At 73.0% G+C, this 19407-nt stretch carries 17 protein-coding genes; 12 read left to right on the top strand and 5 right to left on the bottom strand.

All coding sequences use genetic code 11. The features are described 5' to 3' along the window. Window positions 1–95 precede the first annotated feature (95 nt). The 7 genes from KIT14_07360 (at window position 96) to KIT14_07330 (ending at window position 9708) form a co-directional block, all read left to right on the top strand. On the top strand, window positions 96–1631 hold the full coding sequence (locus KIT14_07360; GenBank protein ID MCW5890356.1) for a TolC family protein: 1536 nt from the start codon (window positions 96–98) through the stop codon (window positions 1629–1631). Window positions 1632–1663: 32 nt separating this feature from the next. Then, on the top strand, window positions 1664–2776 hold the full coding sequence (locus KIT14_07355; protein MCW5890355.1) for an efflux RND transporter periplasmic adaptor subunit: 1113 nt from the start codon (window positions 1664–1666) through the stop codon (window positions 2774–2776). Window positions 2777–2782: 6 nt separating this feature from the next. Continuing rightward, the gene (locus KIT14_07350; GenBank protein ID MCW5890354.1) at window positions 2783–5980 is read left to right on the top strand and encodes an efflux RND transporter permease subunit; all 3198 of its coding nucleotides are present in this window, start codon (window positions 2783–2785) and stop codon (window positions 5978–5980) included. 152 nt (window positions 5981–6132) lie between these two features. After that, window positions 6133–6639 carry a DUF4920 domain-containing protein gene (locus KIT14_07345; GenBank protein MCW5890353.1) on the top strand — a complete coding sequence of 169 codons (507 nt, stop codon included), beginning with the start codon at window positions 6133–6135 and terminating at the stop codon, window positions 6637–6639. A 68-nt stretch (window positions 6640–6707) separates the two neighbouring features. Next, complete coding sequence (gene gnd / locus KIT14_07340; protein ID MCW5890352.1) at window positions 6708–7721, top strand: decarboxylating 6-phosphogluconate dehydrogenase; 1014 nt, start codon at window positions 6708–6710, stop codon at window positions 7719–7721. Further along, window positions 7718–9127 carry a glucose-6-phosphate dehydrogenase gene (zwf, locus tag KIT14_07335; protein MCW5890351.1) on the top strand — a complete coding sequence of 470 codons (1410 nt, stop codon included), beginning with the start codon at window positions 7718–7720 and terminating at the stop codon, window positions 9125–9127. The genes gnd and zwf overlap by 4 nt, the downstream gene beginning before the upstream one ends. After that, complete coding sequence (locus tag KIT14_07330) at window positions 9082–9708, top strand: histidine phosphatase family protein (protein ID MCW5890350.1); 627 nt, start codon at window positions 9082–9084, stop codon at window positions 9706–9708. Before zwf ends, KIT14_07330 begins: the two co-directional genes overlap by 46 nt. On the opposite strand, the gene KIT14_07325 is transcribed toward KIT14_07330, so the two are convergent. Further along, window positions 9709–11010: a carbohydrate porin gene (locus KIT14_07325; protein MCW5890349.1), complete on the bottom strand. Its 1302-nt coding sequence runs from the start codon at window positions 11008–11010 to the stop codon at window positions 9709–9711. It lies immediately after the preceding gene. A 156-nt stretch (window positions 11011–11166) separates the two neighbouring features. Between KIT14_07325 and KIT14_07320 the strand changes: the two genes are divergently transcribed. Next, entirely contained in the window at window positions 11167–12360 is a 1194-nt protein-coding gene (locus tag KIT14_07320) for an acyltransferase (GenBank protein MCW5890348.1), read from the top strand. A 5-nt stretch (window positions 12361–12365) separates the two neighbouring features. On the opposite strand, the gene KIT14_07315 is transcribed toward KIT14_07320, so the two are convergent. Then, window positions 12366–12851, bottom strand: a complete 486-nt coding sequence (locus KIT14_07315; protein ID MCW5890347.1) for an AAA family ATPase — start codon at window positions 12849–12851, stop codon at window positions 12366–12368. A 71-nt stretch (window positions 12852–12922) separates the two neighbouring features. Here KIT14_07315 and KIT14_07310 point away from each other — a divergent pair, with 71 nt between their 5' ends. The 4 genes from KIT14_07310 to KIT14_07295 all read left to right on the top strand — a co-directional run bounded on the left by KIT14_07310 (window position 12923) and on the right by KIT14_07295 (window position 16164). Continuing rightward, window positions 12923–13549 (top strand): NAAT family transporter, encoded by a 627-nt coding sequence (locus KIT14_07310; protein MCW5890346.1) that lies wholly within the window; start codon window positions 12923–12925, stop codon window positions 13547–13549. Window positions 13550–13595: 46 nt separating this feature from the next. Next, complete coding sequence (locus KIT14_07305) at window positions 13596–14732, top strand: beta-lactamase family protein (GenBank protein MCW5890345.1); 1137 nt, start codon at window positions 13596–13598, stop codon at window positions 14730–14732. Between the two features lie 6 nt (window positions 14733–14738). After that, complete coding sequence (locus KIT14_07300) at window positions 14739–15773, top strand: DUF2889 domain-containing protein (protein MCW5890344.1); 1035 nt, start codon at window positions 14739–14741, stop codon at window positions 15771–15773. A gap of 91 nt (window positions 15774–15864) precedes the next feature. Then, window positions 15865–16164, top strand: a complete 300-nt coding sequence (locus tag KIT14_07295) for an antibiotic biosynthesis monooxygenase (GenBank protein MCW5890343.1) — start codon at window positions 15865–15867, stop codon at window positions 16162–16164. Window positions 16165–16169: 5 nt separating this feature from the next. Here KIT14_07295 and KIT14_07290 read toward each other — a convergent pair whose 3' ends face one another. From KIT14_07290 to KIT14_07280, 3 genes are read right to left on the bottom strand one after another with little or no spacing between them, the layout of a single operon-like run. Beyond that, window positions 16170–17732 (bottom strand): glycosyltransferase family 39 protein, encoded by a 1563-nt coding sequence (locus KIT14_07290; protein ID MCW5890342.1) that lies wholly within the window; start codon window positions 17730–17732, stop codon window positions 16170–16172. Beyond that, window positions 17732–18676: a glycosyltransferase family 2 protein gene (locus KIT14_07285; protein MCW5890341.1), complete on the bottom strand. Its 945-nt coding sequence runs from the start codon at window positions 18674–18676 to the stop codon at window positions 17732–17734. Before KIT14_07285 ends, KIT14_07290 begins: the two co-directional genes overlap by 1 nt. Beyond that, complete coding sequence (locus tag KIT14_07280; GenBank protein ID MCW5890340.1) at window positions 18673–19392, bottom strand: WbqC family protein; 720 nt, start codon at window positions 19390–19392, stop codon at window positions 18673–18675. The genes KIT14_07285 and KIT14_07280 overlap by 4 nt, the downstream gene beginning before the upstream one ends. Window positions 19393–19407 lie beyond the last annotated feature (15 nt).

Below are 19407 nucleotides of genomic sequence, written 5' to 3'. Positions count from 1 at the left end.
TCCTCGGAACTCGAGCGGCGGAGGGGAAGACGGTGAAGAGGGAGGTCTCGATCGCCGCGCGCATCGCGCTCGCGACGCTCGCAGGCGCATCGGTGATGCTGGCCGGCTGCATGATCGGGCCGGACTACAAGGTGCCGGCGGCGCCGATCGCCGAGCACTTCCCCGGGTCGTCCGATCCCGCCGTCGACACGACCGCCCGGGACCATCGTGACTGGTGGCGCGCCTTCGACGACTCGACGCTCGACTGGCTGGTCGCCACCGCCTACGCGCAGAACCTCGATCTCCGCATGGCCGGCGTGCGCGTGCTGGCGGCGCGGGCGCAGCTCGGCATGGCCATCGGCGAGCTCTATCCGCAGCAGCAGGCGGCGACGGGGTCGCTCAACTACAACCGCATCCCCGGCTCGATCCCGTACAACGTCATCGACAACACCTACTGGGCGGCCTTCGTGGGTGCGCAGGCCGGCTGGGAGATCGACGTCTGGGGCAAGATCCGCCGCGGCGTCGAGTCGGCCGACACGGCGTATCTCTCCTCGGTGGCGAGCTACGACGACGTCCTCGTCACCCTGCTCGGCGACGTCGCGTCCGCCTACGTCCAGATCCGCACGCTCCAGCGCCGCATCGCGATCGCCGAGGAGAACGTCGTCCGCCAGCGCGACGCGGTGCGGATCGCACAGAACCGCTTCCACGCCGGCGTGGTGACGAAGCGCGACGTCTATCAGGCCGAGAACGTGCTGGGCTCGACCGAGGCCGCGATCCCGGCGCTCACGATCCAGCTGGCGCAGGCCGAGAACGCGCTCGCGGTGCTGCTCGGCGTGCCGCCGGGAACGCTGGGCGACGTGCTGCGTCCGACCGGCACCATCCCGGTCGCGCCGCTCGAGATCGCCGTCGGCATCCCCGCCGACCTGCTGCGCCGGCGGCCCGACATCCGTCAGGCCGAGCTCGACGCCGCGTCGCAGTGCGCGCGCATCGGCATCGCCAAGGCCGACCTGCTGCCGTCGTTCAGCCTGGTCGGCAACGTCGGCTGGCTCTCGACCGACATCGGCCGCGGCAGCCTCTCCGACCTCTTCACGTCCAAGCGCCTCACCTACGGCGCCGGCCCGACGGTGCAGTGGAACATCCTCAACTACGGGCAGATCACCAACAACGTCCGCCTCCAGGACGCGCGCTACCAGGAGCTGCTCGTCGGCTACCAGGGCACGGTCCTCGCCGCGCAGCAGGAGGTCGCCGACGCGATGACCATGTTCCTGCAGTCGCGCCGCCAGGAGGCCGCGCTCCACGCCAGCGCCGTCGCCGCGGCGGGCGCGCTGCGCATCGCGATGAACGAGTACACCGAGGGCACGGCCGACTTCACGACCGTGCTCACGGCCGAGGAGCGGCTGTTCTCGTCCGAGAACGACCTCGCCGTCGCACGCGGCAACGTCCCCCTCGGGCTGATCGCCGCCTACCGCGCGCTCGGCGGCGGCTGGCAGATCCGCGAGGGCTACGCCTTCGTGCCGGAGGAGACGCGCGCCGAGATGTCCGAGCGCACGAACTGGGGAGCCGTCCTCACCCCCGACCTGCTGTCGCCCGAGGCGCCCGGTCTGCCCGGACTGGAGGACGCCGGACCCACCCTACGAGCCCCGGAGTGGTGATGCGCCGAGAACGAACCCGAATCCGTACCCTGGTGCTCGCCGCCGCCGCGCTCGCCCTGCCCGGCTGCGGCGACAAGACCCCGCCCGCCCCGCCGCCCCCGGTCGTCACCGTGGCGCCGCCGTCCACCGAGTCGGTGACGGCCCACCTCGACTTCACCGGCAACACCGCCGCGTACGACTCGGTGACCCTGGTCGCCCGCGTCGAGGGCTATCTCGACGGCATCCACTTCGCCGACGGCGCGGCCGTGAAACAGGGCGACCTCCTCTTCACCATCCAGCGCGACCAGTACGCGGCGCAGCTCGAGCAGGCGAAGGCCCAGGTGGCGGCGCAGAAGGCCGCCGTCTTCCACGCCGAGACGGAGCTGAAGCGCTACAAGGTCCTCGCCGCGCAGGACTCGGCGCCCGAGACCCAGGTCGATCGCTGGCAGTTCGAGCGCGACTCCTCGCTGGCCCAGCTGCACGCCGCCGAGGCGCAGGTGATCCTGGCGCAGCTGAATCTCGGCTACACCCGCGTCACGGCGCCGTTCGAGGGCCGCATGGGGCGCCACCTGATCGACGTCGGCAACCTCGTGGGCGGACCCGGCAAGCCGTCGGGCCTGGCGCAGATCGACCGCATCGACCCGCTCTACGTCTACTTCACCGTCAACGAGCGCGACCTCCTGCGCATCCGGGCGCAGCGCCACGCCCAGAACGCGGGCCCGACCGACACCATCCCAGCCGCCTTCGGCCTCCTCGACGAGGACGGCCATCCGCACGCGGGGCACGTCGACTTCGCCTCGCTGAGCGTCGCGCCGCGCACCGGCACGCTCGAGGTGCGGGCCGTCTTCCCCAACCCGGACGGCATCCTCCCGGGCCTCTTCGTCCGCCTGCGCGTGCCGGTGGCGGCGGCGGCGAACGCGCTCGTCGTCCCCGGCGACGCCGTCGCCTTCGACCAGCAGGGCGAGTACGTGCTGGTCGTCGGCGACGACGACGTCGTCGCGCGACGCCCCGTCGAGACCGGCGAGCAGGTGGGCGACCAGATCGTGGTGACGAAGGGGCTCCAGGCGACGGACCGGGTCGTGGTCGCGGGCCTCACCCGCGCCATCCCCGGCCGCAAGGTCACCGCGGAGACGCAGGGCGCCACCACCACGACCGTGCCGCACTGAGCGCCCATGTCGAAGTTCTTCATCGAGCGGCCGATCCTCGCGAACGTCATCGGGATCGTCACCATCGTCCTCGGGCTGGTCTGCCTGCTCAGCCTGCCGGTCGCCGAGTACCCGAACATCGTCCCGCCGACGATCCAGGTGACGACGAGCTACCCCGGCGCGAGCGCGTCGGTGGTGGCGAACACCGTCGGCATCCCGCTCGAGCAGGGCGTCAACGGCGTCGAGAACGCCATCTACATGGAGTCGACGAGCGGCAGCGACGGCAGCTACACGCTCACGGTCACGTTCGCCGTCGGCACCGACCTCGATACGTCGCTGTCGCTGGTCCAGAACGCCGCCAACGGCGCGCTCTCGCAGCTGCCGACGGCGGTCCAGGCGCAGGGCGTGAACGTCAAGAAGGTGAGCACCAGCATCCTGCTCATCGAGAGCCTCTTCTCCGACGACGACCGCTACGACGCCGCCTTCCTCGCCAACTATGCGATCATCAACCTGCAGAACCCGCTCGCGCGCCTGCCCGGCGTCGGCCAGATCAAGATCCTCGGCGCCGGCCCCTACAGCATGCGCGTCTGGCTCGACCCGCAGAAGCTCGACGCCTTCGGCCTCACCGTCCTCGACGTGCAGAACGCCATCGAGAGCCAGAACGCGCAGGTCGCCGCCGGGCAGCTGGGCGGCCCGCCGGTGCCGCAGGATCAGGTCTTCCAGTTCACGGTGACGACGCTCGGCCGGCTCTCCGACGTGGGCCAGTTCGAGGACATCATCGTGAAGAAGCGGGCGCCGGCGTCGGAGCCGACGACGCTGCCCACCGGCCAGTCGCAGAAGCCCAGCGCCGAGATCGTGCGCATCAAGGACGTCGCGCGCGTCGAGCTCGGCCAGCAGATGTTCTCGGTCTTCTCCGGCCTCTCCGGCCGCAAGGCGGCGCACATCGCCGTCTTCGCCCTGCCCGACGCCAACGCGCTCCAGGTCGCGACCCAGGTGCGCGCCCTGATGGCGGAGATGGCGAAGCAGTTCCCGCCGGGCATGACGTCGAACTCGCTCTACGACACGACGATCTTCATCAACGAGTCGATCGACGCGGTCTACCAGACGCTGCTCATCGCCGGCGTGCTGGTGCTGATCGTGATCATGCTCTTCCTGCAGAACTTCCGCGCCATGCTGGTCCCCGCGACGACCGTACCGGTGACGATCATCGGCGCGTTCGCGGCCATGGCGCTGCTCGGCTTCAGCGTCAACCTGATGACGCTCTTCGCGCTGATCCTCGCCATCGGCATCGTCGTCGACGACGCCATCGTCATCGTCGAGAACGCGTCGCTGCACATCGAGCGCGGCCTGCCGCCGAAGGAGGCCGCGATCGCGGCCATGGCCGAGCTGACCGGCCCGGTGATGGGCATCACGCTGGTGCTGGTGTCGGTGTTCCTGCCGGCGTCGTTCCTGCCCGGCATCACCGGGCAGATGTTTCGCCAGTTCGCGCTCGTGATCGCCTCGACGGCGCTGATCAGCGCGCTCAACGCCCTCACGCTGAAGCCGACGCAGTGCGCGCTCTACCTGCGCCCGATCCCGAAGGACCACGTCCCGAACCGCTTCTACCGCGGCTTCAACGCGGTCTACGGCGCCGTCGAGGCGCGTTACGTCGGGCTGGTGCAGCGGATGGTGCGGCGCCCGGGCACCATGGTCGCCGTCTTCGTCGGCATCGTCGGTACCGCCGTCGCCGCGTTCTCGGTCTATCCCACCTCGCTGCTGCCGCTCGAGGACCAGGGCTACTGCGTCGTCGTGGCCGAGCTGCCGCCGGGCGCCGCCCAGCCGCGCGTGCGCGAGGTGTCGGCGCAGATCGACGGCATCCTGAAGGAGACCCCGGGCATCGAGGGCTGGGTCACGATCGGCGGCTACTCGGCGCTCGACTCGGCCAACGTGTCGACGGTGGTGACCGTGTTCGCGATCTACCAGCCTTGGGACCGGCGGCCGGCCGGCCTCGACCAGGGCGCGATCATCGCCGACCTCCAGCACCGCTTCCAGGCGATCCGGAAGGCCGACTTCGCGGTGCTGCCGCCGTCGCCGATCCCCGGCCTCGGCACCGCCTTCGGCTTCGACATGATGATCGAGGACCGCGGCAGCGTCGGCCTCGCCGAGCTGCAGAAGGCCGTCGACGAGATCATGCAGGCGGCGCACGAGCAGCCGGGGTTCCTGCGCACCGGCTTCACGACCTTCAGCGCCAAGAGCCCGCAGCTCTACCTCGACATCGACCGCACCATGGCGGAGTCGCTCGCGGTGTCGGTGAGCGACGTCTCGTCGACGCTGCAGACCTATCTCGGCTCGACCTACGTGAACCAGTTCAACAAGTTCAACCAGGCGTTCCAGGTGCGGCTCCAGGCCGAGGCCGACCAGCGCCGCAGCCTCGCCGACATCGGCAAGCTCTACGTCGCCAACGCCTCCGAGCAGATGGTGCCGCTCGGCGCGCTGCTCGACGTCCGCCGCGCGCTCGGGTCCGAGCTGGTGACGCGCTACAACCTCTACCCGGCGGCGTCGCTCATCGGCATCGCGCAGCCGAAGTACAGCTCCGGCGAGGCGATGGCCGTCATGGAGCAGCTCGCCGCGAAGGTGCTGCCGGCGGGCATGTCGTACGACTGGACCGGCCTCTCCTACCAGGAGCTGCTCGTCGGCAACCAGATGTACCTGATCTTCGCGCTCTCGATCCTGCTCGTCTACCTGATCCTCGCCGCGCAGTACGAGAGCTGGAGCGACCCGTTCGTGGTCGTGGCGGTGGTGCCGATGGCCATCGTCGGCATCGTGCTGGCGCTCTTCCTGCGGAAGTTCCCGATCGACCTCTACACGCAGATCGGCCTCGTCTTGATCATCGCGCTCGCGGCGAAGAACGCCATCCTCATCGTCGAGTTCGCGCGCGAGCTGACCAACCAGGGCCAGACCGCCGCCGAGGCCGCCGTCGAGGCGATGCGCCGCCGCTTCCGTCCGATCCTCATGACCTCGCTGGCGTTCATCCTCGGCGTCGTGCCGCTGCTCACCGCGAGCGGTGCGGGCGCGGCGAGCCAGCAGGCGATCGGTACCGTCGTCTTCGGCGGCATGCTGGCGTCGACGCTGCTGGCGCTGCCGTTCGTGCCGGTGTTCTTCGTCGCGATCCGCGGGCTGGTGGGCCGGCGCCCGGCGCACGCGCCGCCGGCGCCGCTGCCGGCGGGCGGGCCCGCCGGCGGCTGAGCACGCCTCGCTCGTCGGCTCACGGACGGCTCGCGTCACACGAGGGGCCGCCGCCGCAGGCGCTCGAGCGCGCCATCGCCCAGATCGCCGGAACGCGCGCGCGACGCGTTCCCTGGCTTGCCTGATGGCCCGCCCACGGCCACCATCGACCCGTGCGCGCCGCCGCCGCCGTCCTCCTGCTCGCCGCCCTCCCCGCCCTGGCCGCCGACGCCCCGCCGCGTCGCATGGGCAAGGCCGTGCCGCTGGCGCAGGACGGCGGCCGCGAGGTCTACGGCACGGCGCTCCCGAAGGGCGGCGACGCGCTCGGGGTGCCCGCGCTGCTGGGCGACGCTCCGGCCCACGACGGCAAGCCCGTCCGCGTCGCGGGCACCGTCAGCGGCGTGTGCCAGAAGGTCGGCTGCTGGCTCCAGCTGCGCGACGGCGACCAGACGGTGCGCGTCCGCTTCCGCGACTACGCCTTCTTCGTGCCGCTCGACGTGAGCGGCCGCGAGGCGATCGTCGAGGGGACGGCGCAGGTGAGCGTCGTCACGCAGGCCGAGCGCCGGCATCTGGCCGAGGACGCGGGCCGTTCCGCCGCCGAGATCGACGCCATCCGCGGCGACGAGACCGTCGTCCAGGTGATCGCGGACGCGGTGGAAATCCTTCCAGCGCGGCCCTGAGCGATCGTCCGCACCCCGCTGGGCCGGGGTCGGGGCGCGTGCTACGAGCGACGACGAGGAGGAGAGCGATGCAGGTCGGGATGATCGGACTCGGGCGCATGGGCGCCAACATGGTGCGACGGTGGCTGCGGGCCGGACACGAGTGCGTCGTGTTCGATCGCGGGCCGGACAGCGTGGCCGAGCTGGCCAAGGAGGGCGCCACCGGCGCCTCGTCGTTGGCGGACTTCGTCCAGAAGCTCCGCGGGCCGCGCGCGATATGGCTCATGATCCCCGCGGCGGTCGTCGATTCCACGCTCGACCAGCTCGTCCCGCTGCTCGCCAAGGACGACACCGTCGTCGACGGCGGCAACTCGTTCTACCGCGACGACGTCCTACGCGCGAAGCGGCTCGCCCCGAGCGGCATCCACTACGTCGACTGCGGCACGAGCGGCGGCGTCTGGGGCCTCGATCGCGGCTACTGCCTCATGATCGGCGGCGAGACGGCCGTCGTGCAGCGGCTCGATCCGCTCTTCAGGACGCTCGCGCCCGGCGTGGGCTCGATCGACCGCACGCCCGATCGCCCGGCGAACAGGGGCACGGCGGAGGAAGGCTACCTCCACTGCGGGCCGTCCGGCGCCGGCCACTTCGTCAAGATGGTCCACAACGGCATCGAGTACGGCCTCATGGCCGCCTACGCCGAGGGCCTGAACGTCCTGCGCCACGCCAACGCCGGCAAGACCGAGCGCGAGAAGGACGCCGAGACCACGCCGCTGCGCGAGCCCGAGTTCTACCAGTACGACCTCGACCTGCCGGAGATCGCCGAGGTGTGGCGGCGCGGCAGCGTGGTCGCGTCGTGGCTGCTCGATCTCACCGCGGCGGCCCTCGTCGGCGACGCGAGCCTCTCGAAGTTCGAGGGCCGCGTGTCCGATTCGGGCGAGGGCCGCTGGACGCTCGACGCCGCGATCGACGAGGGTGTGCCCGCGCCGGTGCTCGCGGCGTCGCTGTTCGCGCGCTTCAGCTCGCGCGGCGCCGCCGACTATGCCGACCGCCTGCTCTCGGCCATGCGCTGGGAGTTCGGCGGCCACGCGGAGAAGGCCAAGTGACGGACTCCCAGGATCGGCGCTCCGACGCGCTGGTGTTCTTCGGCATCACCGGCGATCTCGCCTACAAGAAGATCTTCCCGGCGCTCTACCACATGGCGCGCCGCGGCCACCTCACCATGAAGGTGCTCGGCGTGGCGCGCTCCGGGTGGAGCCTCGAGAAGCTCCAGGACCGTGCCCGCGCCAGCATCAAGGAGCACGTGCAGGACGCGGAGCAGGGCTTCGTCGACGAGCTGTGCCGCCAGATGCGCTACGTCGACGGCGCCTACCAGGAGCAGCAGACGTTCGAGCGGCTCCACACCGCGCTCGACGGCTGCAAGCGGCCGGCCTACTACCTCGCGATCCCGCCCAGCATGTTCCCGATCGTGGTGCAGCACCTCGGCAGCACCGGCTGTGCCGCGGGCGCACGGGTCATCATCGAGAAGCCGTTCGGCCGCGACCTCGCCTCGGCGCGCGAGCTGAACCAGGTGATCCACAGCGTCTTCCCCGAGCCGTCGGTCTTCCGCATCGACCATTATCTCGGGAAGGAGCCGGTCCAGAACCTCCTCTACTTCCGCTTCGCGAACGCGATGCTGGAGCCGATCTGGAACCGCCACCACGTCGCCTCGGTGCAGATCACGATGGCCGAGGACTTCGGCGTCCAGGGCCGCGGCAAGTTCTACGAAGAGGCCGGTGCCATCCGTGACGTCGTCCAGAACCACCTCCTCCAGGTGGTGGGCTTCCTCGCGATGGAGCCGCCCGCGGGCACGTACGCCGAGGCCATCCGCGACCAGCAGGTCACCGTCTTCCGCAACATCCGTACGCTCGGCCCCGGCGACCTCGTGCGCGGCCAGTTCGACGGCTACCGCAAGGAGGCCGGCGTCGCCCCCAACTCCACGGTCGAGACCTTCGCCGCCGTGCGCGTCTGGGTCGACTCGTGGCGCTGGACCGGCGTGCCGTTCCTCATCCGCGCCGGCAAGTCGCTGCCGGTGACGACCACCGAGGTGAAGGTGACCTTCCACCCGGCGCCCCCGGTGATCTTCCACGAGCATGCGCCGGCGCCGAACTACGTGCGTTTCCGCCTGAGCCCGGACGTCGCGATCGCGCTCGGCGCGCGGGTGAAGAAGCCCGGCGAGGGCATGGTCGGCGAGAGCATGGAGCTCTCGTTCTGCAACAAGCCCGACGGCGACGAGATGGACGCCTACGAGCGTCTGCTCGGCGACGCCATGGACGGCGACGCCACCCTCTTCGCGCGCGAGGACGGCGTCGAGGAGGCGTGGCGCATCGTCGACCCGATCCTCGGCGATGCCGCGCCGGTGCTTCCCTACGCACCCGGCAGCTGGGGCCCGTCGCAGGCCGACGCGTTGGCCGCGCCGGTCGGCGGATGGCACGCCCCGGAGGCAACCGAAACGGCCTGCGTGATCCGGTGAGCGACCCGCGCCCGCACGCGGTCTGGCTGATCCGCCACGGCGAGACGGCCTGGACCGCGTCCCGCCAGCACACCGGCCGCACCGACATCCCGCTCACGGACCTCGGCGAGGAGCACGCCCGCGCCGTGCACGCGTACCTCGCCGGCCGCACCTTCGCGCTCGTCCTGACGAGCCCGCTCGCCCGCGCGCGCCGGACCTGCGAGCTCGCCGGCTACGGCGCCGTGGCGCAGGTCGAGCCCGACCTCGCGGAGTGGGACTACGGCGAGGTCGAAGGGAAGACCACGGACGAGTTCCGGCGCACGCATCCCGGCTGGCTCATCTGGGACGACGGCCCGCCCGGAGGCGAGACCGCCGATCAGGTCGGCGCGCGCGCCGACCGCGTGATCGCCCGCTGCGCCACCGTCGGGGGAGAGGTCGCGCTCTTCGGCCATGCACACCAGCTGCGCATCCTCGCCGCGCGCTGGCTCGAGATGCCGGCGATCAACGGCCGCCACTTCCTCATGAACACGGCGTCGGTGAGCGTGCTCGGCTGGGAGCGCGACACGCGCGCGATCGCCTCGTGGAACTATCCGGCGCGCTGATCAGTACGTCACCACCACCTGCGCGCCGAGCGCGAGCGCGTTGCGGATCGCACCCGTGCCGCCCGGGCGTGCGACGTATTGCAGGTCGGGCTGGATCTGGAGCCAGCCCGTCACCTGGATCCAGTAGCCCAGCTCGACGACCGCTTCCCACGACTGCGGTGGATCGAGCCGCCGTCCCTGCGCGCGGCGGATGCGCTGCGTGTCGGCCAGCGCGTCGCTGAACGTGCCGTACATGCCGCCGACGACGAGCACGTCGTCGGCGCGGCCGGGCACGAGGCCGCGCCAGACGATGCCCGCGTCCCAGAAGAACGGCACCCGGTTGCGGTCGTCGGGGGCGAACGTCGCCATGGTGAACGCCGCGATGCCCTCGGCGGCGGCGCCGCCGGGCTCCTGCCAGAGCGTGTGCTCGGCGATCGCGTACAGGCCGCGGTTGCCCGCATGTACGCGCGCGGGCCGGCCGGTGCGGGCGAACGGACGACCCTGGGTGTCGGCTTCGAGGTCGTCGAAGTCGCTGCTGTCCCACCACAGTCCCACCGCGACGCGGCCGAGCGGCGCGGTTCCGGGCCGCTTCCAGCCGCCCTCGCCGAGCACCAGCACGCCGGCGGCGTCGGGCAGGGCGAAGGCGATGCCGTGCGTGTCGTTCGCCGCCAGCGCCGCGTCCGCTTCGTAGACGCCCGCCTGCGCGTACCAGCTCGGCAGCGGGTTGCCGCGCGCGCGCAGCCCCCAGCTCGAAACCGGGTAGGTCGTGAACGACGGATCGTCGAGCGGGATCGAGATCGGGTTGCCGCAGATGCCGTTGGAGACGAACAGGCAGACGAGCGGCGAGGTCGCGAAGTCGTCGCCGACGCCGAGCCGGCCCGCGACCACGTTCAGCCGGTCGCTCCACAGCGACTGCTCGAGCGCCAGTGCGTAGAGACGGATCGTCTCGTTGCCGAACTCCTGCTGCACCGTGAAGACGTTGCCGATGTACTTGCCCGACAGGCTCTGGCCCGTGCGCCAGGCGCCCGAGAGGTGGAAGCTGAGCCCACGTGCGCCGGCGAGGCGCTCGAGGTCGAGGGCGAGGTCGATGCCGTTCGAGGTCACGGCCGTGAACCCCTGCCGCCGGCCGCCGGCGGGGTTGCCCAGCGCCTCGACGATCGTCGACGCCTCCACCTCGATGCCGCGGTGCTCGAGCGCCGAGCGCACGCCGCCCGGATCGCCGAGGAGCGTCGCCCGTGTGCGCCAGTCGTCCGCCCGGGCGGTCCCAGCGAGCGCGAGCAGGCATGCGAGCAGCAGGCGCGCCGGGACGCCGCGGCGGCTCACGCGACGGCCCTGGAGCGCTCGCGGGTCGCGAGCACGATCTCCCGCCGTGCGTCGCCAGCGCGCATGCTGGCGAGCCCCTGACACGCGGGCGGGGCCGCACGCAAGGCACAGGCGCGATGCAGGACCGGCGCCGCCCATCTGGTATGGTGGCCGACCGTGCCCGCCTCCCCGATCCCCCGTGCCGAGACGCGGCTCGGCTACGTGCCCGAGCTCGAAGGCCTGCGCGGCATCGCCGTGCTGCTCGTCTACGTCTTCCACGCCGACCGCCTGATCCGCCTGCCGCGCGCCCTCGGCAAGGAGGCGCCGCCCGCGCTCACCGATCTGCCGCTCGCCTTCGTGCAGGCCGGCCACACCGGCGTCTCGCTCTTCTTCGTGCTGAGCGGCTTCCTCCTCGCCCGCCCCTTCCTCGTCGAGGGCAGCGGCGGACCGCGCGTCGACCGTCGGCGCTACGCGGCGCGGCGCGCGCTGCGCATCCTGCCGCTCTACCTCACCGCCGTCCTCGTCGGCACGCTCGCGACCATGCGCGAGCCGGCCGACCTGCTGCGTGCGGTTCCCTATCTCACCTTCGCGACCGGCGTCCTGCCCACGTTCGAGATGATGCCGCCGTTCACGATCGGCATGTGGAGCCTCGCCACCGAGGCGCAGTTCTACCTCCTGCTGCCCTTCCTACCGCTCGCGCTGAAGAGCCCGCGCGGGCGCGCCGTCGGCGGCGCGTTGCTGCTCGCCTACGTGGTGGCGTACGCGACCTGGACCTGGAACCCGCTGCTGCCCCGGGAGGGGTTCGCGGCCTACCGGCTCGGGCTCTCGGTGTTCGGCCGGGGCTGGCTCTTCCTCGCCGGAATCGGCGCCGCCTGGCTGTACTACCGGCACGGCGCCACGCTGCGCGCGCGGCTCGCCGGCGTGCCGTGGCTGCGCCGCGGCGGCGCCGACGTCGCGTTGCTCGCCGTCCTCGTGGTGCTCGCGCTCGTGCTCCAGGTGACGTTGCGCCCGCCGACGCTACGCTGGGACCTGCCGCCACGCCTTCTGTGGCACGCGCCCGAGGGCGCCTGCTGGGCGGCCGTCCTGCTCCTCGTGCTGGTCGCGCCGCTGCGCCTGCGCGCCCTGGTGACGAGCCGGCCGCTCGTCGGCCTCGGCATCGTCTCGTACTCGATCTACCTCTCCCACATGCCGATCCTGACCTTCGGGCTGAGGTTCGTCCGCAGGCAGTGGCGCGGCGCGGCGGCCGGGTGGGAACCGTCCGGCGTGCTGGCCTTCGCGGCGCTCAGCCTGGTCGTGATCCTCTGGTCGACGCTGTGCTACCGCGTGATCGAGCGGCCGTTCCTGCGCTGGAAGGGTCGCGTGCGGACCTAGTCCCACTAGCTCGCGAGCGCCGCACGGATCGCGGCGGCGAGCTCGTCCGGCGGGCGGGTGCCGTCGAGCGTGATCGCGTCGCCCGGCTCCTCGAGGGTCGCGAGCTGGCTCGGCAGCAGGTCCGCGTGCATGTAGTGCCCGCGCCGCGCCTCGAGCCGGCGGCGCAGCTCGTCGGGGGGAACGCGCAGGTAGACGAAGCGGACGTCGTCGCGCCCGCCGGCGAGGACGTCGCGATGGGCCGCGCGCAGGGCCGAGCAGGCGAGGACGGCGTCGGCGCCGCGCGCGCCGAGCGCGGCGATGAGCTCGTGCAGCGCCGCGAGCCAGCCGGCGCGGTCGGCGTCGGTGAGCGGCTCGCCGCGGCGCATCTTCGCGACGTTGGCCGCGGGGTGGACGTCGTCGCCGTCGTGGAACGCCCAGCCGAGCGTCTCGGCGAGACGCCGCCCCACCGTCGTCTTGCCCGCCCCCGCGGGTCCCATGACCACGACCACCATGACCTCGGTCCTAGCACGTGCGGCCGGGGCCGGCGTGAAAGCGCGCCCGCGGGTGTGCCATGAAGGAGCCGATGCACGAGTTCGCCACCGCCTTCGGCATCTCCTTCGCAGCCATGTTCCCGATGCTGAACCCCATCGGACACGCGCCGATGTTCTACGCCCTCACCCAGGACGACTCCGCGGGCTACCGCCATCGGCAGGCCCTCAAGTCCTCGCTCTACGCGGTCCTGATCCTCGTCATCGCGCTGCTCGCGGGCGAGTACATCCTCACCTTCTTCGGCATCACGCTGAACGACCTGCGCATCGCCGGCGGCGTCCTCGTCGCGCGCACCGCCTGGGCCATGCTCGGCAACGACAGCCGCGTGACGGCGCGCGAGCACGAGGCGGCGCAGGACAAGGACGACATCTCCCTCACGCCGATGGCGACGCCGATCCTCTCCGGCCCCGGGGCCATGAGCCTCGCCGTCGGGCTCGTGTCCTACGGCAACACGCCGCTGGCGTACGGCGGCTACCTCGCCGGCTTCGTGGCGCTGGGGCTTCTCACCTGGGTGTGCCTGCGCTGGTCGGACGTCGTCGTCCGGTCGATCAGCGTCAACGCGATCGGGGCCATGAACCGCATCCTCGGCTTCCTGATCCTCGCCATCGGCGTCGACCTCGTGGTCCGTGGCGTGCGCGGCGCGCTGCTCCCGGCGTCCTGAGCGGCGCGGTTTGACCGCATCGGCGCGAATCGGGACAACGAGCGGGATGATCCGCTTCGTCGTCGGCGCGGCCGCCGCCCTCTTCCTCCTCGCGACGCCGGCCGGCGCCGCCTCCGCCGCGCGGGCCGACGCGGCGCTCGATCGCGCGCTCCAGAAGCTCGTGGCGATGCGCGAGGGGCCGCCGGGCGTCATCGCCCTCGTCCAGCGCGGCGCCGACCTCGTGGTGCACACGGCCGGCGTCGCCGACGTCGCCGACGGCCGGCCGCCGGTCGCGACCGACCACATGCGCATCGCCAGCGTGACGAAGGCGTTCAGCGGCGCCGTCGCGCTGTCGCTGGTGCAGCAGGGGCGGCTCGGGCTCGACGATACGATCGGCCAGCGGCGCCCCGATCTGCCGGCACAGTGGCACGGCGTCACGCTGCGCCAGCTCCTGAACCATACGAGCGGCGTCCCCGACTTCATCAGCACGCAGGCCGCACAGGACGCGATCCGCAAGTCGCTCGACGTGGCGCCGCCTCCGCGCCGACTGCTCGACTTCGTGCAGGACGCGCCGCTCAAGAACCAGGGCCGCTACCACTACTCGAACTCCGACAACATCATCGTCGGGCTCATCGCGGAGGCGGTGACCGAAGGCTCCTACCAGACGGCGCTCGCCGACCTGGTGGCCGCGCCGCTCGGCCTGGTCGCGACCTCGCTGCCCGTCGGCCCCGCGATGCCGGCGCCGTTCCTCCACGGCTACGATCTCGAGGACGGCACGTACGACGACGCGAGCGAGCTCCTCGCCGCCGGCTGGGCCTGGGCTTCGGGCGGCATCGTGTCGACGCCGGCGGACCTGAACCGCTTCATCCGCGGCTACGTCGGCGGCGCGCTGTTCGGCCCCGCCGTGCAGGCGGAGCAGCGCCGCTTCGTGCGCGGCGGCGGCTCCGAGCCGCGCGGGCCGGGCCGCAACGCCGCGGGCCTCGCGCTGTTCCGCTACGCCACCCGCTGCGGGACGGTGTACGGCCACACCGGCAACACCTTCGGCTACACGCAGTTCGCCGCCGCGAGCGCCGACGGCAACCGCTCCGCGACCATGGCCATCACCCTCCAGCGCACGCAGGAGAGCGAGGGCCGCGGCCGCAAGGTGTTCCGCGCCCTGCGCCGCGCCGAGCTGCTCGCCGTCTGCGCCGCGCTGGCACGCTGAGCCGCGATGACGACTCCGGGACGGCCCGAGCCGGGCGGCGAGCCGGTCCACGTCCGCGCCCAGAGCGTCACGGCGACGCTCGCGCCCGACGGCACGCTCGACGTGCGCGGCAGCCTGCTCGATCTGCGCACGCGCGGCTTCCTCCCCGTCGGCGGCAGCATGCAGGGGATGGGCATCATCCATCACATGGAGCTGGCGTGGACGGTCGACGCGGCCGCCGGCACCGTCGTGGGCTGGCGCCCCGTGCAGCCGACGGTGGCGTTCGAGGCCACGGCCGAGACCGGCGGCGAGAGCTGCCGTGATCCGCTCGGCCGCCTGACGGCGCTCGGCGCGACGCCGCTCGGCCGGCCGCTCTCGGCGGCGCTGCGCGAGCAGATCGGCGGCCCCCTCGGCTGCTCGCACCTCGTCACGCTCGGGCTCTTCATGGACGCCGCGCTGCGTGCCGGCCTCGCCCGCCGCCCGCCGGGGGCCGCGCACGCGGCGCCGCGGCCGCTCTGGCGGCGCGACGTCGTCTTCGACGCGCACGAGGAGACGGCGGGCCGCGTCGCCGTCGCCGTGCGCCTCGCCGACCTCGACTGGAACGACGCGCCGGCCGACGCCCTCGCCCCCGAGCGCTTCGCGCGCCTGCACGAGCTGGCCGCCCGCGTCGACGCCGACCTCTGGCCCGGCACGCTCGCCGCGATCACGGGGGCCGAGCGTCTGCGCACCGCCGCACGCTTCACCGCCGAGCCGTGGACCGATCGCGCGACCCTGCTCGCCCCGCTCGCCGGCATCGGCCTCGCCCGCGGCGCCGCAGCCGCGATCGCCACCGGGCTCGGCGACGGCCCCGAGGCCGCGCCCTGGCGCGACGCCCTCGCGATGCTGCCGCCCGCGCTCGTCCAGTGCCGCGCCGCGCATCCCGACGCGTGGCACGAGAAGGTACGCGCCACGCCGCGCCATCCCGGCCTCACCGCCCTCCCCGACTCCTGCTTCATGTGGCGTCGCGACGGCGCGCTCGAGCGCATCCGCCAGCAGCAGGGCGCGGGCAAGGGCGGCCGCTGAGACACCGGCGCGCCAGTTCCAATGCGCCCCGGAAGGGGCTACGCCTGACGCCCCGGGCGCGACGCCCGCGCCCCGAGAAGGAGACCCCTCGATGTTGACCGTGATCGCCCGCCTCCAGGTCCAGCCCGGCAAGGAGGCCACGTTCGAGGCCGAGGCCGCGAAGATGGTGGAGCACGTGCAGGCCAACGAGCCCGGCACCACCGTCTACCGCTGCTACCGCTCGCAGGCCGACCCGACCACGTACGTCTTCTACGAGCAGTACACGGATCAGGCCGCGTTCGGCGCGCACGGCACGAGCGAGGCGATGCAGCACTTCTTCGGAGCCATGGGCGGCATCCTGGCGGGACGCCCGCAGATCGAGATGTTCGACGAGGTCGGCGGCAAGCGCTGAGCGCCTCAGCGCCGCTCGAACACCGCCACGAACGCCGGGGTGCGCGGCGCGGCGCCCTGCGCCGCCGCGCCCCAGCGCGACACCGCCGCCCCGTCGGGCGGGATCTCGATCAGCCCGACCTGCTCGTACCCGGCGTTCACCGTCGTCTCGGCCCAGGCGAGGAGCTCCAGCGACGACGCCGGCGTGCGGCTCCACGAGGTGTCGACGTTCACCAGCACGAGGACCCGCGGCCGCGCGCGCTCCAGCTCGGCGATCATCGCGTCCTGCATCTCGTGCGCGAACGGGTGCGACTCCATGAGCGGGTACGTGTACATGTACGACGTCGCGGCCCGGCGACCCGCCAGGAAGTAGATCTCCGGCTCCGAGCCGATCACCGCGACGCGCTCGTCGGGCGCGGTGTGCGCGGCGAGCCAGCGCGCGACCTCGATCGCCTCGGGGAACGGGTTGCGGCCGTAGATCGCGCGCGTCAGCGCGACCGGCTCGGCCACCAGCGTCGCACGGGCCTGGAGCAGCGTCGCCGCCACCGCGGCGAGCGGCACGCCGACGCGCGCGGCGGAGGCGAGGCCGGGGCCTGCGCGCCGCGCGAGCGCGGTCACCCCGGCCCCGGCGAGGAGGCTCGCCGCCGGCAGCAGCATCACGAAGTAGTGCTCGCTGAAGCGCAGCCCGGGCACGATCGCCGCGCACGACGCGAGCGTGAGCCCGGCGAGGAACGGCGCCTGCGCGCGGACGGCGCGGTCCCACGCGGGGGCCGTGGCGCCGAGGAGCACGAGGAGCCACAGGGCCGGCGACGCGGCGACGATGGCCGTCGCCTGCCGCGCCAGCTCGCCGAGCCCGACGCCGAGGGGGACCAGCACCGCGTACTCGCGGGCGTAGGTGACCGTCCAGAACCAGAACGGCTCGAACGCGCCGGCACGCCACATCGCAAGCGCGGTCGCGGCGAGCGGCAGCGCCGCGCCGGCGGTGAACGCGGCCGCCTCGGCGAGCGTCGCGCGCACGCGGCCGGACCGCCAGCCCGTCCACAGGATCCAGGCGCCGCCGAAGGCGACGAACGCCGCGCCGTGCTGCTTCATCAGCACCGCGAGGCCGAGGAGCGCGCCGGCGACGGCGGCGCGACCCGCGCCGCGCCGCGCGCCGACGCCGGGAAGCACGAGCAGCCCGGCGAGCACGCAGAGCACGACGAAATGCTCGGCCTTGGCCGCGAGCCCGAGCACCGTCGGGCTCAGCGAGAGCAGCGCATACGTCGCCGCGGCCGTGAGTCCCGCCGCCGCGTCGAGCAGCCGGCGCCCGAGCAGGAAGAGCAGCACGATCGCGCCGAGGTTCGCGAGCAGCAGCCCCACGCGCACCGCCTCCGCGGTCTCCCCGAACGCCGCCAGCACCGCGGCGTAGGCGTAGTACGTCCCCGGCAGCTTCATGTTGACGGCGGCGACATAGGGCACCTCGCCGCGCAGGATGAGCTGCCCCATGTAGGCGTACTCGCCCTCGTCGCGCTCGAGCGGCATGCCCGCGAGCCGCAGGCGCACGAGCACCGTCGCGGCGCAGATCGCGGCGAGGCCGAGCCAGGCGCGCATCAACCCGGCGGCCGCGACGCCCCGTCGGGATCGTCGGCACGGAGAACGTAGCCCGTCGGCGCCCCGGCGACGGTGCGGTAGACGCGCGCGACGTACACGCCGAGCGCCGCAGCCGCGAAGAACACGCCGCCCAGCCCGAGCAGGAGCAGCGACAGCTGCGCGGCGAAGCCGCCGGTCGTGCCGCAGGCGAGACACCAGAGCACGCCGGCGACGCCGGCCCCGCCCGCGACCATGCTGGCGAGCCCGAGCAGCGCCAGCGGTACGGTGGTGAAGCTGGTGATGAGGTCGAGGTTGAGACGCACGAGCGCCAGCAGCCCGTAGCGCGACGCCCCCACCTTGCGCGGCTCGTGGCGCACCGTCACCTCGACGACGCGGAAGCCGAGCCACACCGCGAGCGCGAAGAAGGGCTTGCCCGGCGCCCACGCGGTACGCGTCGCCGCGATCACCTCGCGCCGGTAGGCCTTGAACTGCCCGCCGAAGTCCTCGATCTCGCCGCCGACGAGCACCCGCGCCGTCCAGTGCACGACGCGCGATCCGAAGAGCCGCCACGGCCGCTCGTAGCGCGACGCCCGCCGCGCCGTGACCAGGTCGACGCCGGGTCCGAGCGCGTCGAGCAGCCGCGGGATCTCCTCGGGCGGGTTCTGGAGGTCGCCGTCCATGGTGACGACGACGCGTCCGCGCGCCTCGAAGATGCCGCAGCAGAGCGCCGCCGCCTGCCCGAAGTTGCGCGTCAGCGTGCGCACGCGCACCGCCGGATTCGCGTGCGCGACCTCGGCGAGCCGTGCCGGCGTGGCGTCGCTGCTGCCGTCGTCGACGAGCACGATCTCGAACGAGACGCCGCGCGCCGCCAGCGTCGCGGTGATGCGCGCGACCAGCTCGCCCACGACCGCGGCCTCGTTGTAGAGCGGGGCGACGACCGACACCTGCGGCGTCGCGTCGCTCATGGCACCGAGGCGAGCACGCGGCGCGCCGCCTCCTCCCCCGCGCACAGCAGCAGGTCGAGCGCCGAGAGGTGCGACACGAACGGCGCGTGCAGCTGGCGGTACACGGGATGGGCGTAGTGCTGGAAGACGACGCGGATGCCGTGGGCCTCGCACAGCGGCACGTCGAGATACGACGCGCCGCTCGCACCCTCGAGCAGCTCGGTCGCCCCGAGCGCCTTCAGGAAGGCGATGATCCGGTGCGTCGGCCCGGGCATGTCGGGGAAGGTCTCGGCGTAGCGCGCCTCGAGGCCTTCGGCCGACGACACGACCAGCGGCGTGGTGACACCGAAACGCGCCGCCATGAAGCGCAGCGCCGGCAGCGACGCCTCGGCGAGGGTGCGGGCCCCTCGGTCGAACGCGTCGCCGAGCCCGGCAAGCAGGTCGGCCGCGAACGGGCTGCGGCCGTAGAAGTGGCGCAGCCGCTGGAGGTGCTCGCGCGCCCACGGCACGGCCGGGTCGAGCGCGACGTCCCCGATGCGCTGGCCGCGACGCGGGCGCCCGGGCAGCGTCAGCCAGACGGGTCCGTGCGGGCCGCGCACGCGGTTGCGGTGCGCCCAGCCGCTCGACGAGTACGGCATCTCGTCGGCGATGATGAACGCGTCGACCCGCCGCATCTGGTCGAAGAAGCCGAGCCAGGGAAGGTAGCCCGGCTGGAGGCCGGCGACGCGGATCCCCATGCGGGTCGCCGGCGG

This window comes from bacterium (assembly GCA_026129405.1).
Taxonomy (GTDB): domain Bacteria; phylum Desulfobacterota; class Binatia; order DP-6; family DP-6; genus JAHCID01.
Note: the sequence above shows the minus strand (reverse complement) of the source record. Positions and strands in the feature narration are given on the sequence as shown.

Excerpts from the sequence above, each read along its gene's own strand:
- KIT14_07360 (MCW5890356.1), top strand. The coding sequence starts at position 96 with ATGCTGGCCGGCTGCATGATCGGGCCGGACTACAAGGTGCCGGCGGCG.
- KIT14_07350 (MCW5890354.1), top strand. The coding sequence starts at position 2,783 with ATGTCGAAGTTCTTCATCGAGCGGCCGATCCTCGCGAACGTCATCGGG.
- gnd (MCW5890352.1), top strand. The coding sequence starts at position 6,708 with ATGCAGGTCGGGATGATCGGACTCGGGCGCATGGGCGCCAACATGGTG.
- KIT14_07330 (MCW5890350.1), top strand. The coding sequence starts at position 9,082 with ATGGCACGCCCCGGAGGCAACCGAAACGGCCTGCGTGATCCGGTGAGC.
- KIT14_07315 (MCW5890347.1), bottom strand. The coding sequence starts at position 12,851 with ATGGTGGTCGTGGTCATGGGACCCGCGGGGGCGGGCAAGACGACGGTG.
- KIT14_07310 (MCW5890346.1), top strand. The coding sequence starts at position 12,923 with ATGCACGAGTTCGCCACCGCCTTCGGCATCTCCTTCGCAGCCATGTTC.
- KIT14_07305 (MCW5890345.1), top strand. The coding sequence starts at position 13,596 with ATGATCCGCTTCGTCGTCGGCGCGGCCGCCGCCCTCTTCCTCCTCGCG.
- KIT14_07300 (MCW5890344.1), top strand. The coding sequence starts at position 14,739 with ATGACGACTCCGGGACGGCCCGAGCCGGGCGGCGAGCCGGTCCACGTC.
- KIT14_07295 (MCW5890343.1), top strand. The coding sequence starts at position 15,865 with ATGTTGACCGTGATCGCCCGCCTCCAGGTCCAGCCCGGCAAGGAGGCC.
- KIT14_07290 (MCW5890342.1), bottom strand. The coding sequence starts at position 17,732 with ATGCGCGCCTGGCTCGGCCTCGCCGCGATCTGCGCCGCGACGGTGCTC.
- KIT14_07285 (MCW5890341.1), bottom strand. The coding sequence starts at position 18,676 with ATGAGCGACGCGACGCCGCAGGTGTCGGTCGTCGCCCCGCTCTACAAC.
- KIT14_07280 (MCW5890340.1), bottom strand. The coding sequence starts at position 19,392 with ATGGGGATCCGCGTCGCCGGCCTCCAGCCGGGCTACCTTCCCTGGCTC.